Genomic DNA, 17,312 nt, shown 5'->3' on the forward strand with positions numbered 1-17,312 from the left:
ATATGTCAAAGAAAACCATTTACTTTTTATGCACAGGCAACTCCTGCCGTAGTCAAATGGCAGAAGGGTGGGCGAAGCACTACCTGGGCGATGAATGGAATGTTTATAGCGCAGGCGTTGAGGCTCATGGCTTAAATCCGAAAGCGGCCAAGGCCATGGACGACATCGGCATTGATATATCAAATCAAACATCGGATATTATCGATCCTGAAATTTTAAATAATGCTCATATCGTCGTTACCCTCTGTGGAAGTGCCGCCGACAAATGCCCAATGACGCCCCCACACGTCAAGCGCGATCATTGGGGGTTTGACGATCCCGCCCAAGCCGAAGGAACGGATGAAGAAAAATGGGCTTTCTTCCAGCGGGTACGGGATGAAATTGGTTCTCGTATTCAACAGTTCGCAGAAACGGGTGAGTAAAAGTTAATGTCGAGTGTTTACCTACTCGACTGTTCTTTAAGTGTATATATATAAGTGGATATTTATTTAAGGAGCGTTAAAGATGGAGAGAAAAGTACAAATTTATGACCCTGCCATGTGCTGCGATACAGGCGTTTGTGGGCCAAGTGTCGACCCGGCACTTACAACATTAGCTACAGCCGTTCATGCTTTAAAAAAGGAGGGCTATGATGTTGAACGTTATAACCTTGCCAATCACCCTGCAGCCTTTGCAGAAAATGAAACGGTCAACGGACTCCTTCATCAAGAAGGAACGGAGGCACTTCCTGCTGTTTTAGTCGACGGCGAGGTTCAAAAAACCGGAGAGTACCCGACGAAAGAAGAGCTAACGTCTTGGTTTGAATTAGAATCGAAAGATCTTGAGGTTCAGCAACCGAAATTGACGTTAGATGTGCAGCAGGTTAAAGGAGAGTAGTTACGCATGTATCCACGATTTGAACCATCTGTCGTTGAGAGAATGCCATTCATATTTTTTACGGGAAAAGGCGGTGTGGGAAAAACTTCAACGGCTTCTGCAACGGCCGTTGCGCTTGCGGATGCTGGAAAGAAGGTGTTGTTAGTGAGCACTGATCCTGCATCAAATTTACAAGACGTTTTCTCTCAGGCGTTAAGTAACGAACCCAAAGAGTTAGATGATGTTAAGGGCCTATCTGTTTGTAACCTTGATCCTGAAGAAGCCGCCCGAGAATATCGTGAATCTGTCGTAGCTCCGTATCGTGGCACACTCCCCGAAGTGGCGATAACTCAAATGGAAGAACAATTAGCTGGGGCTTGTACAGTAGAAATCGCTGCTTTTGATGAATTTACAGGATTACTTGCGAAACCAGACATTCACAAGCAATACGACCATATCATTTTTGATACTGCACCTACTGGTCATACGTTGCGATTATTGAAATTGCCTACAGCTTGGAGTGGCTATTTGGATGAATCCAAGCATGGTGCTTCTTGTTTGGGGCCGTTGACGGGGTTAGATGAGAAGAAAGATACGTATGAAACGGCTGTAGAAGCGTTATCTAACAACGACAAGACATTACTCGTACTTGTTACAAGACCAGAAACTTCAGCGATGAGTGAAGCCTCCCGTGCTTCCAAAGAGTTGCAAGGAGTGGGTATTGATAATCAATGTCTCATCATGAATGGGGTTTATGACACTGTTGATCAGAGCGATCATACGTCAAAGTCATTATTTGAACGTCAGCAACAAGCGATTAAAGAGAGAAACAACGCCCTTCAACCCTTGCGTACGTTTATGTTGCCACTGGTTTCTTTTCCTCTCACGGGCATTGATCATTTGAGGAAATTGTATAGCGATGAGACTTCAACGAAATTTTTGGTGGATGAATATTCACTGGACACTCAGAAATTACACACGCTTCCGGCATTAGTTCAAAACTATGCGGAGCAATCTCCTCGAGTGATCATGACGATGGGTAAAGGTGGTGTTGGAAAAACAACCCTTGCATCCATGTTAGCTGTCGGGCTTGTGGAAAAAGGAAATCACGTTCATTTGACGACAACCGACCCTGCTTCCCACCTCTATGAACGATTTAATGGATCGGGGAGCGAGAAGTTAAAAATCACTCAAATTGACCCTGTTCATGAGGTCCAAGAATACAAGGAAAAGGTATTACAACAAGCTGGACCGTTAGATGAAGAAGCAAAAGAATACCTTGAAGAGGATTTGCGCTCCCCTTGTACAGAGGAAATTGCTGTATTTCAAGCTTTTGCAAAAGTGGTCGATGCATCTGACGATGAAATTGTCATTATCGATACGGCTCCGACAGGGCATACGTTGCTGCTCTTAGATGCAGCACAATCGTATCACCAAGAGATTCAACGCTCGACAGGTGAAGTGCCAGAAAGCGTGGAAAAGTTACTTCCACGTTTACGAAACCCGGAAGAAACGGATATTTTACTCGTGTCACTACCTGAAGCTACGCCTGTGTACGAAGCCAGACGATTACAAGACGATTTAAAGCGTGCAGGGATTACGGCCAATCATTGGGTCATCAATCAAAGTTTGTATGAGACACATACGACTGAAAGCGTCCTTGCTGCAAAAGCGCAGTATGAAAAAAGATGGATCAAGGAAGTTAATGAATCTTATAGCACATTTACAGTCGTCATGCCATGGCAAGCAGAAGATACCATTGGCTACGATCAAATGAAACAACAATTAACGTAATACGGAGGTCCTCCCCCATGAATAAACATCGAGTTTCAATCATAGGAACGGGCCCAGCAGGGCTCACCGCAGCCATCTATTTAGCACGAGCAAACATGAATCCAGTCATTATTGAAGGGGTTGAGCCCGGCGGACAGCTTACAACAACGACAGAAGTTGAAAATTTTCCGGGCTTTATTGAAGGGATTACAGGACCGGAATTGATGGATAACATGCGAAAGCAAGCGGAACGTTTTGGTGCCACATGTGATGGATTCTTCTATAATGGCAAAAAGGTTGTTGTTATAGGTGGGGGTGACTCTGCTATGGAAGAAGCAAACTTTCTTACGAAGTTCGCAGATGAAGTGGTTATCGTTCATCGGAGACATGAATTACGAGCATCCAAAATTATGCAGGATCGTGCGAATGAAAACCCTAAAATTTCGTGGCAAATGAACCAATCAGCAAAGGCCTATGTTGCCAACGAGCAAGGGATCATCCAAGGTTTAAAAATTATCGATAATGACAGTGGTGAAGAAAAAACGATTGAAACGAACGGGATCTTTGTAGCGATTGGACATAACCCAAATACTGAATTTCTTGAAGATGCACTTAAAAAAGATGCTGAAGGCTATCTACAAGTTGAACCGGGAACCACCAAAACGAATATTGCTGGCGTTTTTGCTTGTGGTGATGTTCAGGATGTAACCTATAAGCAAGCCGTCACTGCTGCAGGAACGGAATGTATGGCAGCTTTAGACACGGAGCGTTTCTTAGAAGGCGAAGCAACGCTAGATTGGAGCAAGTCACTCTCGTAAAAGAGGGAATTAAAATTTATGTGTGGAGGTTTTTATGATGACGATTACAGAGACAGCAAAAGAAGTATTGGTGAGCACGATGAATGAAAATCAAGCTGAGGGTATTCGTTTTTATTTCGCAGGTCAAGGATGCTGTGGTCCACAGCTTGGTGTATCCATGGATACACCTGAGCAAGAGGATACGATACAAGAAGTTAATGGGATAAGTGTGGCGATGGATCAGCGTGTCGCAAGCATGGCCGAAGGCGTATCCCTTGATGTCAAAAATGGCGGTCTTGTAATGGAAGGACTTCCAGAGAGCAATTGTTAATGATTGACAATAATAGCCTCGCCCAAGGAGTGGCGGGGCTCATTCTATGCTAAATAAGCTTTTATGGATTTATGATCATTTTTAATAGATGGATAGGCGAAGGGATGAGTGATGTTGGATCTACAAGAGCTCCTGTTTATGTTTTTCGGAGGTCTGGGTATTTTTTTGTTTGGCATTAAATACATGAGTAACGGACTCACAAAAATTGCTGGAGACCGTTTGCGTGATTTATTGGATCGTTTCACATCTAATCCGATTAAAGGTGTCCTTGTCGGGATTGTGGCAACGATTTTGTTACAGACAAGTACAAGCACGACCGTATTAACCATTGGACTGGTAAACGCCGGTTTTATGACGCTGCGTCAAGCCATTGGTGTTATTATGGGCGCAAATGTGGGAACAACCGCCACCGCGTTCATAATAGGAATTGACGTTGCGGACTATGCATTACCGATCCTCTTCATAGGAACTCTTTTACTTTTCTTCTTCAAAAACAGCAAAGTCAACAACTTTGGACAAGCCATCTTTGGGTTTGGATCCTTATTTTTAGGGCTTAACATTATGGGGGATGGGGTTGCCCCATTGGCGGACACTCAGGCGTTTGAGAATCTAACCCTCAGTATGAGCGACACCCCCATTTTAGGGGTGATGATTGGAACAGCTTTGACGGTTGCTGTTCAAAGTTCCACGGCATCCATTGGTTTATTGCAGCAACTTTATGATACAGGGGCCATGGAATTAAGTGCTGCCTTACCCGTTTTATTCGGGGATAATATCGGGACGACGATCACAGCGGTTTTAGCTTCGATTGGGGCTTCTTTGGCTGCCAAACGAGCCGCACTCAGCCATGTTATTTTTAACTTAGTAGGAGCAACAATTGTTTTGATATTTTTGCAACCGTTCATGGCTTTAATCGCCACCATCGAGGAAACGTTTAATCTTATTCCACCTATGACTATTGCTGTTGCCCATGGCTCTTTCAATGTCACAAACCTACTCCTACAAGTATCATTTATTGGTGTATTAGCAGCCATTGTGACGAAGCTCATCCCCGGCAAAGATACAGATATCGAATACAAACCTAAACATCTTGATCCTGCTTTTGTTCAACGCTCACCTGCTATTGCACTTGGCCAAGCACAAAAAGAAGTGTTGCGCATGGGTGAGTTTGCCCAACAAGGATTACAAGAAGTGAATCAGTATAGTAAACATCCCCGTCGAAGAAGCGCAGAACGCATCACTCAGTATGAGGAAGCGATTAACAACCTGGATCGAACCATTACGGATTATTTAACACAAATTTCTAGTCGATCTCTATCAGGTGAAAACTCCTATTTGCATACCATTCTCTTGAATACAGTACGGGATATTGAACGCATAGGAGATCATATGGAAAATATTATGGAGCTCGTTGATTATCAAGTTGAAAAAAAGGTTGTTATTTCTGAAGAAGCAAAAGAAGATCTTGAAGAGATGTTCTCGTTAACCCTTCGCACATTTCAAGACGCTGTTTATGCACTTGAACATCATGATTTAGATACAGCACATGCAACGGAACAACAGGAAGATAAGATTGACCAAATGGAAAGAACTATGCGCTTAAAGCATATCAGACGTATGAATGAGGGGCGCTGTTCAGGATCAGCTGGTGTCATATTCGTTGACATCGTAAGTAATCTTGAACGTATCGGTGACCATTCTGTTAATATCGCAGAAACGGTTTTAAATGAAAAATAACAGTGATTGGATTGTATCTACTCTTCAGCGAAGGGTGCCTAATCGAATAAGTACGCCCTTCTGAATCGCGCCATTTAACGGGATAAAGATGAGATTATTTCCACTTTGAAAAAGACCCCCTTGACCCTGTACCAAGGTACAGGATTTAGGGTATTAATTGAGGAGGGAAAGGACATGAATGGTTTAACGATAAGTCAAATAGCAAAAGCATCGAACGTTAATATTGAAACAGTGAGATATTACGAAAAACGTGGACTTATCTCTGAACCTCCTCGGACAGAATCTGGTTACAGAATGTTTTCGGAAGAGGTGATTCAAGACATTCAATTTATTAAACGCGCCCAAGATATCGGATTTACTCTAGAGGAAATTAAAACGCTGGTAATAGCTTCTCATAATGAAGACTTTCATTCAGAGGAAATATACGAATTTGCGATGAATAAAATCCATGAAATCGAGAAAAAAATACACGATTTTAACCACATGAAATCGTTATTAGGGGATTTAGCAGCAAAATGTCCAGGTTCAGGTGTCCCTAAAGACCAATGTCCAATCATTACAAACCTATCTAAAGGAAAGATTGAAGATGGCTGAAAAATTAGTTGAATTATTTACGTCAGGTTGCCCTATCTGTGAAAGGACTGTGAAACAAGTCAGAGACCTTACGCAATATAGTGCTGAGCATGAAGTTGTTGTGTATGATTTGAATAAGAAATGTGACACCAACAAATGTGAAGATAAAGCTAAAGAGTATGGGATTCAATCGGTTCCAGCAGTCGCAATTGACGGGAAATTAGCGGATTGCTGCAGCAACAATGGGGTTAATTTCGATACTTTAGAAGCAGAGATACTAGGTAAATAATTCACGGGACAGAATTACACTTAACTTACGGTCAAGGGACTTCGTTTGTATGAAGTCCCTTGATCAAATTATTGGCAGATCTCAGAGAAAATTGAGGATTATGAACGTTGGATTGTTCCGATCGTGTTCATAGGGTTAGGTTTATATATTATGTATGAAAATGGTACGATCAACACTCTAATTTCCCTTTTATAGGGTTTTGTATGGTGATTGATTTTATTTGAAAGGCAAATTTAATTCGCTTCGAAATGGAATTGAATAACGGACTAAGAATTTAAACTGTGACTTTTTAAAAGTCACAAGAAAATCACAAAAAAGGCGATTACAGGCGAGAAAATACGAACTAACGTACCCTTTCCGGGATGTTAATTAGCAATATCGATTAGAAATAATATAGGTCTGAATATAGGTAAACATACCTGATATATGGGCGGCATGATATAATTTATACACTTAGATAAAAGGTAGAATGCTGGTCAAGCTTTAGGGGGAATTTATGAACAATTTTTCAAAAGGAGATTGTATTCATGCCATTCAATTGGTAAGGAATTAGGCGAGACGATTGATCAAAAAACTTATATTCATTTCAGAGAAATAGTACAAGAATGGGAAATTGTTGGATTTTTATTTCCAGAGATTCAGACGATTAAAAATCAGTGTGGAAGTTTTGAGGAGGCTTTGTCACTATCAGTTGAAGCCGGATGATGTAGGTTTTAGTGGCATTAGTATGGGAAATCAAATCGGATACATTACTATTTGTTCCCTTTTCAACGGTATGATCGCTTTATTCAATTAAAGGGACAGATTGTTGAACAGTATAAACATAATTTTTGGTGCTTGTTTTGTTTTCTTCCATGTTTGTAGCACGAGTCAATTTTATTTAAAGGGGGGGGTAAAATAATGAGTGATGAAAATATGAGAGAAGTTCGTAATAATGTACATTCGGGTCAAGATAAATATGTTTACTTCATTTTAGCTGTTACTGTAGCTGCAATAGGATATACAATTGCACAAACTGAGGATTTAGAAGAACTTAGTTATACCCAGATACCATTGGGTATTAGTTTGATTTGCTGGGGGATAAGTTTTTGGTTTGGTTGTCGCAATCGTGAATATAATAATTCAATACTTTATTCAAACTATGAATTATTAAAAGTTCAAAAGGGGCAGCATTCTGAAGTTCCAAACCATCCAGATTATGAGAAAGCTGCTTCAGATGGGATTCTCGACGCAATAAATAAAAATAATAAAAGGGTAGAAAATTTTGGGCGCGGTCAGAGGAATATGTTTATTATAGGTGTATTGTTATTTGTATTGTGGCGCATCGTTGAAATATTATACTCTTAGTCTTTTTATATAACCTTAACACTTGGAGTTATCATGAATATAAGTCGGAAAGGGGTGAGTTCGATGTTCTTTAATACTTTCAAACGTCGATCGAATAAAAAGGGCAAGTGCGATTTGAGTAGTACCCAAAATTATAAAACCCCGTATGAGAGAACACAGAATATTATCGATTTACACTTTCATTATAATGACGATGATTCACCTGAGATTTCCGATGAAGAACCGATCATTCATCGTTTGCTTATAGGTACAAAACAAATAGGTGTAAATGATTTTATTCTGTGATAACAGTTTTATTCACTATTTCGCCCTCAAGAAGTGATATTGGATGAAGTAGCATCCAACAATTCAATTTTATCACCATTTCCACTTAATCCAAAAATCGAACACCGTTAAAGCATTTGACTAAGTGTTGTTAGCTTCTTTATATTCCTTCATGATTTTATAAAAAGTGTTTTTCTTTAGTTCTAATACCTCCATAAACCAAGCGCCGGTTATTTCTCCGTTTCTCCATTTTGGATAATTATCTTCTATAACATGTAGCTGTCTTTTGCTTATATTAGAAAGATTGATTGAAGGACGCCCTAAATGTTTCCCTTGAGATTTAGCTACCTCGATCCCTTCAGCTTGTCTTTGGCGGATTTTCTTCCGTTCTTGGTCTGCAACATATGAAAGCAAAGATAAAAATTGATCTTCCATTAATTGTCCCATATCCCCCATTTCTCGGAACTTACGGCTGTCAAATAAAGATTCATTTTCTAATACGACTATATCTGCTTTCAATTCTCTGGTTATATATTTCCATTCCGTAATGACCTCATCATAGTTACGTCCCAAACGATCAAGCGCATCCATATAGATGATATCTTCTTCATTAAGAACCTTGCGCAGTAATTGGTATTGGGGGCGCTCGAAATTTTTCCCACTCGCTCGATCAACAAAAATGCGTCGTGCCTCAACGTCCCTTTCCAACATTTTGTGTAACTGGCGCTGTTCATTCTGATCTTTAGAACTCACTCGTATGTACCCATAAGTAACTACCATATTCGCTACCCCCATTGGCATTGGTATATCACTTATTATAAAATTTTTGTTTATAAAGGTAAATGATAAATATAAACGTTTATAAAAATTTTGGATCACATTTATAAACTTGATGTGATACACTTTTATCGATGTGTGCTTCCTTTCCTTAAAGGTATACCTTTATAAACGCTGTGATAATATCCATATATTTATAGGACAAATGTTTTTCTAGCGTATTGGCGTCTTCAAAGATTCTCCATATTTATTTGGTATCTTTTATGTTGAGGTCGATGATTAAAGGAGGGAGTCTGCATGAAAAACAAAAAGTTCTTACTCATTCCATCGCTTGCTATTACTGCTTTATTGGTGGCAAGTCCGATCGGTATTACATGGGCATCTGGAGATCAAAGTGAAGGCGGTATGATGAATGGAATGATGATGGAAGATGGCAAGAATGAGATGATGGATGCTATGAATTCCCCAGAGGGTGAAAAGATGATGAATGCTTGTCAGGATTTCATGTCCTCCAATAACACAGAAGAATCAGATTAACTGGGGATTGAAGTCATAGTAGGTTTCTCAAGTTCTTCATCAATGATTATCACTTTATCGAAATATGCTCGTTCTTGAGAAGAATGTCATACGGTATTTCTGCAAGAACCAGGCGTCCATGACAACGTCCCTACCGTTCGATTGTAACCTTTTTAAATCTGATACCGAAAGGGCTGTCCCAATGGTTAATGACCTTATGAGGCAGCCCTTTCATGTTTGAAACACGATAAGGCGACCCGAGTGAGAGATAACTAAATGTTTGAACCCCACCCTAATCTGAGCTATACCCTATTATTTTTACTTCTTGAAGGAATATAGTAATGGATGTGTATTTTTCTGAAATGGTCACTTTACCTAATTAGCAAGCATATATGGGGGCAGCAACGATTCGGAAAATATATGGACATTTTACCAACTCTGCCGATAATGAGTAGATAATTATCTGGCATAGAAAAAGCCCTCGCATAAGGGCTTGAGGTAACTCCAGATACTTCTTTTGGACGAAACTGCGGCGGCTCTCCACCGACTATGGGGAATCAATAACTCTTGGGTGCCTAGAGGCAAAGAAACAAGCTGTAGAAAAATAATTGCAAATGTAATTGTGCGCTTATAAAAGGAGAAGACAATTAAAGTCCAGTGGCTAAATTGGTGGGCATTGGGTTTTACCACCGCGTTAGCGGTTTAGTCCAACATGGATTATCGGTGGGGTTTCCTGCCCTTTTCCGATGTTATCGGAGGAGTCAAGGAGATTAACCCCGGAAAAACTGTGCCGATAATATTTCTCCAGTGATAACATCGTCTTTCCCTACATGGCAACAATCTTTCAGTAATCCCTCGGAATATTATCGGCTGAGTTTAAGAAAATGGCCCGAAAAAACAGGAATCGTTGCCACCCCCCATAGTATGATGAATTTCGGTCAGCTAGCAAATGGCAGGAGGAGTACAATGAAATACATTATTACAATTATAGCTCTATCAATTGTTTATATTTTGATACCTTTTACAGCAAGTGCACATGTGAAATGGTTTTCAACAGAGACACCTATTAAAGCTCCTCTTGAGGAAATTGTTTCACCATTGTTTATCACACTTACTTTAATCATATCAGTTACTTTAGGAGTACTTCCGAAACTTTCTACTAAATTACAGCATTTCAATTTGGTGAAAACGGCCGAGCAACGATTAACATCTTTAAGACCTTACTCACCTATATTGCTAAGACTGGGAGTTGCTTTTGCTTTAATGATTCAACTACTTTCTGGAAGTGTTCTAGCACCAGAAATTCCTGTCACACAAATGACCATGTGGATTGCTATTTTGACAATCAGTTTACTTCTCATGCCGAATAAAATGGCAACACAATTGGGCGCCATAGGATTATTTATGTTATTTGTTTTCGAGATTCAATTTTTTGGTGTTTTTCATATGCTGGAATATAGTTATTATCTAGCCATTGTCCTTGCTTTGCTTATTCAGAAAACAAGATATCATCATTTTGGAATACCAATTCTTTATCTTGGAACAGGGTTTTCTCTTTGTTGGGCTGCCTTGGAAAAGTTGGTATTTCCGGAACTTAGTATAAATATTATTGAAAGCTTTAATATCCCAACATTCGGTATAGAACCATCTATTTTAGTTGTTTTAGGTGCTTTCATTGAATTTGTACTGGGTTATTTATTATTAATTGGAATCTTCAACCGCCTGTTAGCATTGTCAATAACCCTTCTTTTTTTCATGACAACGACAGTTTTTGGCATTACCGAGATAATTGGTCATTCTATCATACACATTATCTTAATTATTTTTATCATCGAAGGAAAAGGGTTTTATCCCACACCTATTGAAATCCATCGAGGTTTACGTCATCAAACGGTTTTTATTGTATTTAACTTTTTACTCATAAATTTAGCCCTTCTACTTCTTTATTATCGTTTTGCTTAGTTTTTGGTATAGTACAGAACTTTCTTGTAACCATACAGTTCGTTGGGGGGAATCCAAAAGTAGGCACCCACCGCCGGTTACATTCATATACTATGGATGACAAATGATTAATGAAGTGAAGCCAATGTATTACCATTCTCCATATGGATGTCCTTCTGCGTATCCATCCGGGTACCACCCAAGAGTGAGGGCTGAACATGCACAACCAAGTGACATGATACCTAATGGAAATATGAGCTCCATGATGGATATGATGCGGGGGCGCTCTCAAGTTTTTCATCAATGATTACTACTGTATCGAAAAATACCTGAAATATGATCGTTCTTGAGAAGAGTGCCATACAGCATTTCTGCAAGAACCAGGTATCCATGACCACCCCCCTACCGTTCGATTACAACAGTTTTAAATCTGATACCAAAAGGGCTGGCTGTCCCAATGGTTAATGATCTTATGAGGCAGCTCTTTCATGTTTGAAACACGATATGGCGACCCGAGTGAGAGGTAACTAAATGTTTGAGCCCCACCCTAATCTGAGCCATACCCTATTATTTTTACTTATTTACCAAATACAGTAATTGATGTTTATTTTTCTGAAATGATCACTTTACCTAATTAGCAAGCATATATGACATAGTGTCATCACTTTTATTGAATTAGGAGGGCTAAGTAATGATTTTAACATCGATTGATTTAGGTTTAATATCTGAACACTTGAACATACACCAGGATGTTATTAGAAAATTAAAGTTTTATTATTGCCTAACGAAAAGTCCACAATTACAGCAAATTATTTATGAACAGGTTTTAATTATGCGTACCCACGCAGATGTGATGCTAATGTTGATGGATCCTGAACGAAATAAGGAAGTCGAAGTATCGGCGTTACATCAACTTCAACCTATCGACATTCCATGTAAACAAAGCTTCTCTTATATGAATGAACAAAATATTGCCTTTGAGGCACGTAATACAGCTATGACAATGGCCCAAGATAATTTTAATTCTTCCTTAAGTATGAACGCACAGAATGTAAGGAATATTCATTTACAAATGTCTCTACAACAGTTTGGATTACAAAGCAGATATAGTGATTTTATTGAATCAAAAGGGTGGGATTATACTCCAAATGCCTCGATTCAAGAGCAGTTACATGCGCTAAAAGTATTTCAACAGATGTATTATAATCTATGAATATAGCCATACCTGTGCCGATCATCATGATCGGCACAGATATTCCCCGAGCCCCTTGGAGAAATGAAGTTAAAGGTATGCTTCGGCTATGGCCTATAAGTCAGGGAAGGTGCTCTGAAGTTCTGACCACTGTATCAAAGAATACTTGAAATGTGCTCGTTCTTGAGAACAAACGCATGTCTTTCCAAAACAATTAAAGACATATCGCCAACGGATGATTCAATTCTGAGACCTTCGAGAACTTTGGCGATTCCGCCCCAAAATTGAACCATTAGACACGTTCTAGTAAAAGTATTTTCTAAATAGAATGATAGCGTAAGGAGGGACAGGCCCTTGCGCAGACCATATCACTACTCACATGCCTTCTCAGTATCGAAATCAAATGTTCAGTCAATTTTTATGGTAGCCGTCGCTTTGATCGTTGGAACCTTTCTTATTATTGCTATGCTAACGACTGCGGATAATCAACATCGCTTTTCTTCATCAGTCCTTCATGATTGGACGAAAGAGGCACAAAGCGATTGGTTTATCCATTTATTAGGAGCTGAAAATCGGTATTATCTAGATGCAATGCAAGATACTTCTACCCCCAGTTTGACAACAACAGTTATAGAGCTTGCTACGAATATGAACTTGAATGATCCACGCACATTTTTGGGAAGAGAGATTCCCGGTTTTTCAGGTTTTGACAATACGCTTGTAATTGCCGGGCAAGGAACTGACTTTACAAATATGGCTATGGAATCTCCCCCTCCTTCCGAGGAACATCAATATGAACAATCCGAAACTGATGGAATTGAAAGGGGAGAAACTGTAGACGATGATCCACCTGAGATTTCCGATGAAGAACCGATCATTCATCTCATACATTCACATAGCCGTGAATCTTTTTTGCCTGAAATCGAGGGAGACGATCCAAACCACCAAGAAATTAATATTGTTCAGGTTGGCAACTATCTAGCCGATCAATTTCGCGAATACGGGCTTCCTGTAGAAGTGTCCGATCATGACATTCAACAGAAATTAAATGAGCGAGGATGGGATTATAGCCAATCTTATGAGATATCTCGCGAGATTCTCATGCAAGACGTGGAAGAACATGAACAACTCGAATTTTTCTTTGATCTTCACCGTGACTCTGTAGAACAAGAGCTTACTACCGCTACAATTAATGATGAAGTTTATGCGCGAACATTTTTTGTTATCGGAGAAGACCATCCGGACTATGAACATAATTTGGAAATGGCGGTAGAAATCCATCACCGCCTGGAGGATAAGTGGCCGGGATTAAGCAGAGGCGTCATGACCTCGGGAGGTGCCGGCGTGGATGGGGTTTATAATCAGGATTTATCACCGAATTCGATGACTATCGAATTCGGAGGGGTGGACAACACGTTTGAAGAAGTCTATCGCAGTGCTGACGCAGTAGCTGAAGTTATACAAGAATATATCTACGAGGAACTTGACCATTAGATTTGGGGGTGTTTCTCGCCTCCTCTTCATTATCGTCAGCGTACAGTTTCATTCCGCGTTTTGCTGCTAATACCGCAGTTAGAGACCCCCCCCCCCTCGTTGTTATAGCGAGGGGGTTCTAAATGCTTGGGGGATATATCGTAGTAGGTGAAGCAGATGCCTAAGGGTATTACTTCATTTTGATCGTCTGAGCACAACAGTAAATGAAAGAACTGTTGAGAACCATGCCTCCATGTGAAAGCAGAAATTATTAACTTAAAATGAACGTAACCCATTTCGGTTGATTTCCTCATGTTAGACAGGAGGCCAGGTTTTGAATAGAAATTTATGTTTTCCTTCTTAAGGGAACCTTCTTTCCATATGTTCCCATTCTCCAAAACCATTCAAAAGGGCCATAGTAAAACGTTTTTAGCCAGAGGTGGCTGAAAATCATTTGTACGACAAATAAAATGATACCTATAAAAAGGGCGAATACATAGCTTGGTTCCATCCAAATTCCGACCCTTTCAAAAATTGTTCTCCCACTGTGCATAAACAGACTTACGAATACCAGCGACTGCAAAAGGTAATTGGTGAAAGCCATTTTTCCAACAGCAGTAAATGGCAACAACGCATTTGATAGGGTCGTCGTTCTGCTCGTTCCTAAAAGAATAATGCTCATTAAAATTCCAACGGTTACGACAAATGGATAAAAATTTTCCAGAGGCGTGAAGACAAGGGTATCAACCTCATAATAAAGGGCCGTTTTTCCGGAAACACCAACAGTAAGAAAAATTAAAGATAGGAGCCACATTCGCTTTCTCCGTGCTATTGCTTGTGAAAGTAAACCCTTACGATAAGTGTACATCCCAAATAAGAAAAAGCCCAAATGCTCTACCATAGAAGAAAATTCATTAATAAGATATTCGGACCCCGTGGGAGATTCTCCCGGTCCAAGTAGTAAGTCTTTGAGCCATTCGTCAAGAGAAAACGAGTGAGGGAAAAAAAAATTTAGAAAATCCACTCCAATCGTATACCCCAGCCAAAAAAACAAAGCCATTGTAAGCAACCATTTCTCAGAAAACTTGATAAAAAAAAGAAGTACATAACCAGCCATGGCATACATAAGCAAGATGTCGCCCGCCCAAATGTAATACCCATGGAGAGCCCCAACTATAAATAGTAAGAGCAATCTGCGGAATAACGTTGGGAATGGATTCAAATTTTTTTTGCTTAGCCTTTCATAAATAAGAATAATACTGATTCCAAACATAAATGCAAATAATGGCCTGGCGCTATCTTCCAGTAAAATTGACATCAAGGTATCGATGGATTCATTGATAGAAGATTGGTTTTCCTTCTCTATGGAAGCCAATCCAGAAATATTTACTAAAAAAATAGCTAATAAAGCTAATCCACGTAGTTGATCTAAAATCTTAATTCTATTACCCTGACCTTCATTCTTCACCGATCGCATGAGAACCTTCTTTCCAAGTATTTACGTTTTCGAAAAACCTAGTTGGATTTTAAGAAAAAAATGTGTAGAAAGAGTGAAGTTGATAAAACTCCAAAAACGGGCATCTTTGTACATCCATATTCCTTTAGTCAAATGACAAAAGAAAAGAGACTTCTCGAAGAAGCCCCTATTTTAATATTATTCAGGTTGATTCGGAACATTTGGATCAGGCGTAAAGGCTGGCTCAAATCCTTCATACTGCACTTCAGCGACCATTCCGTCACTTGCATGGTGAAACTCGTGGCAATCCGAGCAACCACCTAGCGCTAAAACAATGGTACTCATTCCTATATATACTTTTTTCAATTTTCTTCCTCTTTTTGATTGGTTATGTCACACTGTAAACGAAAAAAATGTAGAATTTATGAATAAAACTTAAATCTAATGAAAACTGTTTTTTTGCTCTATGAACGATCACTCCATATTTTCTACACATTTTTTTAGTACATTAACGTTATTCATGAAAAGGAGGAATTATAGAATGAAGAAGAAAATCATGATAGGGTCCTTTTCCCTAGTAACAGCTTTTGCATTAGCTGCATGTGGCAATGATGAAGATTCAATGCCAGATGAAGGTATGGATCCCGATTCTGATAATAATATGGAAGATATGAAGGATGAGATGCCCGATAACGACGATATGGATGGCATGGATATGGACGATGACGAGCACGAAGATATGGATCATTCCAGCTCCGGTGAGGTTCCTGATGAATTAGAGGAAGAAGAGAATCCAACTTTTGAAGCGGGAAGCCAAGCAATGGTGGAAGGCGGCCATATGGAAGAAATGGAAGGGGCCGAAGCTACCATCGTAGGGGCTTATGATACGACTGCCTACATTGTTTCTTACGACCCAACCAATGGCGGAGAAAGAGTAGAAAATCATGAATGGGTGGTTCATGAAGAAATCGAAGAAGCCGGGGAGGAAACATTTGAACCAGGAACAGAAGTCACATTGGAAGCCGATCATATGGACGGAATGGAAGGAGCCACAGCTGAGATTGATGAGGCTGAAGAAACGACGGTTTATATGATTGATTACACACCGACGGACGGTGGCGAAGAAGTGGAAAATCATAAATGGGTCACCGAAGATGAACTATCAGAAGTCGAATAAAAAAAGCCTGTATTGGCCACCTTCTAACCGATTAGTAAATGGGGGAATGTAAGATTTAATAAACTTGATGGCTCATGTCAAAAGCTATATTCCGTAAATGAAGGGGATATATAATGGCCAGATAAACCGATGACAAATGGAGAACAGATAGCCCTTATCTGATCATTCCATGGGCCATTAAGGTCGAGTGATCCGATAAGGGCATTTTTGTAATTTATAGAAGGATTGTCGTTTTAATGATATAGATATTTTTTTACTGTTTTGACCAATCAGTTTCCTTTAATTCACAGTGTTAATAAGACACTCACAAGCAAAAAAATTTATCCTTCTTCATAAAAACTACATATTTTATGGGTAAACCATTAAGGACACCGCATACTAGCTAGTGAATGCAAATATATGTGTCGTAAGAAAGGAGTACCAAGATTAATGACTTATCAAGAGTGTATCCAAGCATGTTTAGAATGCATGGAACAGTGCAATCGGTGTTTTGATGAGTGTCTGAAGGAAGACAACGTACAAATGCTGGCGGAATGTATCCGTTTGGACCGAGAATGTGCCGATGCCTGTGCGTTTGCCGTTAAGGCTATGCAAACAAACAGCCGTTTTGCTAAGCAGATCTGTGAATTATGCGCGGACATCTGTCAGGCTTGTGGCGATGAGTGTGCAAAGCACGAACATCACCAGCATTGCCAAGATTGTGCGGAAGCTTGTCACCGGTGCGCAAAAGTATGCCGTGAGATGGCGGCTGCATAATCTCCTCCACCCTGAGGCGGATTTCTATTCGCCTTCAGGGTTTCTTTTTATAATGAGA

19 protein-coding genes and 1 pseudogene are annotated in these 17,312 nt (G+C 39.8%); 17 read left to right on the forward strand and 3 right to left on the reverse strand.

The genetic code is table 11. From position 1 onward, the window contains the following. Positions 1-2 precede the first annotated feature (2 nt). From arsC to HNR44_RS08605, 11 genes and pseudogenes are all read left to right on the forward strand, one after another. The gene (gene arsC, locus HNR44_RS08555) at positions 3-422 is read left to right on the forward strand and encodes an arsenate reductase (thioredoxin) (RefSeq protein ID WP_184403738.1); all 420 of its coding nucleotides are present in this window, start codon (positions 3-5) and stop codon (positions 420-422) included. 82 nt (positions 423-504) lie between these two features. Then, positions 505-876 (forward strand): arsenite efflux transporter metallochaperone ArsD, encoded by a 372-nt coding sequence (gene arsD / locus HNR44_RS08560; RefSeq protein ID WP_184403739.1) that lies wholly within the window; start codon positions 505-507, stop codon positions 874-876. 6 nt (positions 877-882) lie between these two features. After that, positions 883-2,649, forward strand: coding sequence for an arsenical pump-driving ATPase (gene arsA, locus HNR44_RS08565; protein WP_184403740.1), 1,767 nt, complete (start codon positions 883-885; stop codon positions 2,647-2,649). Between the two features lie 17 nt (positions 2,650-2,666). Next, positions 2,667-3,446: an NAD(P)/FAD-dependent oxidoreductase gene (locus tag HNR44_RS08570; protein ID WP_184403741.1), complete on the forward strand. Its 780-nt coding sequence runs from the start codon at positions 2,667-2,669 to the stop codon at positions 3,444-3,446. A 34-nt stretch (positions 3,447-3,480) separates the two neighbouring features. Next, entirely contained in the window at positions 3,481-3,756 is a 276-nt protein-coding gene (locus tag HNR44_RS08575) for an adhesin (RefSeq protein WP_343069429.1), read from the forward strand. Positions 3,757-3,867: 111 nt separating this feature from the next. Continuing rightward, positions 3,868-5,493 carry a Na/Pi cotransporter family protein gene (locus HNR44_RS08580; protein WP_246407269.1) on the forward strand — a complete coding sequence of 542 codons (1,626 nt, stop codon included), beginning with the start codon at positions 3,868-3,870 and terminating at the stop codon, positions 5,491-5,493. A 174-nt stretch (positions 5,494-5,667) separates the two neighbouring features. Continuing rightward, positions 5,668-6,087, forward strand: a complete 420-nt coding sequence (locus HNR44_RS08585; RefSeq protein ID WP_184403742.1) for a MerR family transcriptional regulator — start codon at positions 5,668-5,670, stop codon at positions 6,085-6,087. Further along, entirely contained in the window at positions 6,080-6,355 is a 276-nt protein-coding gene (locus HNR44_RS08590; protein ID WP_184403743.1) for a thioredoxin family protein, read from the forward strand. The genes HNR44_RS08585 and HNR44_RS08590 overlap by 8 nt, the downstream gene beginning before the upstream one ends. Before the next feature lie 78 nt (positions 6,356-6,433). Next, a pseudogene (locus HNR44_RS08595) lies at positions 6,434-6,550 on the forward strand (cadmium resistance transporter); the annotation flags it as partial. Between the two features lie 705 nt (positions 6,551-7,255). Beyond that, on the forward strand, positions 7,256-7,702 hold the full coding sequence (locus tag HNR44_RS08600; RefSeq protein WP_184403744.1) for a hypothetical protein: 447 nt from the start codon (positions 7,256-7,258) through the stop codon (positions 7,700-7,702). Positions 7,703-7,816: 114 nt separating this feature from the next. Beyond that, entirely contained in the window at positions 7,817-7,987 is a 171-nt protein-coding gene (locus HNR44_RS08605) for a hypothetical protein (protein WP_184403745.1), read from the forward strand. Between the two features lie 120 nt (positions 7,988-8,107). On the opposite strand, the gene HNR44_RS08610 is transcribed toward HNR44_RS08605, so the two are convergent. Then, positions 8,108-8,746, reverse strand: coding sequence for a recombinase family protein (locus HNR44_RS08610; protein ID WP_184403746.1), 639 nt, complete (start codon positions 8,744-8,746; stop codon positions 8,108-8,110). 294 nt (positions 8,747-9,040) lie between these two features. On the opposite strand from HNR44_RS08610, the gene HNR44_RS08615 reads away from it, so the two are divergent. The 4 genes from HNR44_RS08615 (at position 9,041) to spoIIP (ending at position 13,886) form a co-directional block, all read left to right on the forward strand. Further along, positions 9,041-9,280 (forward strand): hypothetical protein, encoded by a 240-nt coding sequence (locus tag HNR44_RS08615; protein WP_142090486.1) that lies wholly within the window; start codon positions 9,041-9,043, stop codon positions 9,278-9,280. Positions 9,281-10,225: 945 nt separating this feature from the next. Then, positions 10,226-11,221: a DoxX family membrane protein gene (locus HNR44_RS08620; protein ID WP_184403747.1), complete on the forward strand. Its 996-nt coding sequence runs from the start codon at positions 10,226-10,228 to the stop codon at positions 11,219-11,221. Positions 11,222-11,891: 670 nt separating this feature from the next. Continuing rightward, positions 11,892-12,413: a spore coat protein gene (locus HNR44_RS08625; RefSeq protein WP_184403748.1), complete on the forward strand. Its 522-nt coding sequence runs from the start codon at positions 11,892-11,894 to the stop codon at positions 12,411-12,413. A gap of 333 nt (positions 12,414-12,746) precedes the next feature. Next, positions 12,747-13,886 (forward strand): stage II sporulation protein P, encoded by a 1,140-nt coding sequence (spoIIP, locus tag HNR44_RS08630; RefSeq protein ID WP_184403749.1) that lies wholly within the window; start codon positions 12,747-12,749, stop codon positions 13,884-13,886. 325 nt (positions 13,887-14,211) lie between these two features. Here the strand turns inward: spoIIP and HNR44_RS08635 are convergent, their stop codons facing one another. Both HNR44_RS08635 and HNR44_RS08640 read right to left on the reverse strand, forming a co-directional pair. Then, positions 14,212-15,342, reverse strand: a complete 1,131-nt coding sequence (locus HNR44_RS08635; protein ID WP_184403750.1) for a DUF418 domain-containing protein — start codon at positions 15,340-15,342, stop codon at positions 14,212-14,214. 177 nt (positions 15,343-15,519) lie between these two features. Further along, the gene (locus tag HNR44_RS08640; RefSeq protein ID WP_184403751.1) at positions 15,520-15,687 is read right to left on the reverse strand and encodes a hypothetical protein; all 168 of its coding nucleotides are present in this window, start codon (positions 15,685-15,687) and stop codon (positions 15,520-15,522) included. A gap of 175 nt (positions 15,688-15,862) precedes the next feature. On the opposite strand from HNR44_RS08640, the gene HNR44_RS08645 reads away from it, so the two are divergent. Both HNR44_RS08645 and HNR44_RS08650 read left to right on the forward strand, forming a co-directional pair. Further along, positions 15,863-16,498 (forward strand): YdhK family protein, encoded by a 636-nt coding sequence (locus tag HNR44_RS08645; RefSeq protein WP_184403752.1) that lies wholly within the window; start codon positions 15,863-15,865, stop codon positions 16,496-16,498. A gap of 429 nt (positions 16,499-16,927) precedes the next feature. Next, positions 16,928-17,254 (forward strand): four-helix bundle copper-binding protein, encoded by a 327-nt coding sequence (locus tag HNR44_RS08650; RefSeq protein WP_184403753.1) that lies wholly within the window; start codon positions 16,928-16,930, stop codon positions 17,252-17,254. Positions 17,255-17,312: the final 58 nt, after the last annotated feature.

The sequence above is a fragment of the Geomicrobium halophilum genome, assembly GCF_014207655.1.
Lineage (GTDB): Bacteria > Bacillota > Bacilli > Bacillales > Marinococcaceae > Geomicrobium > Geomicrobium halophilum.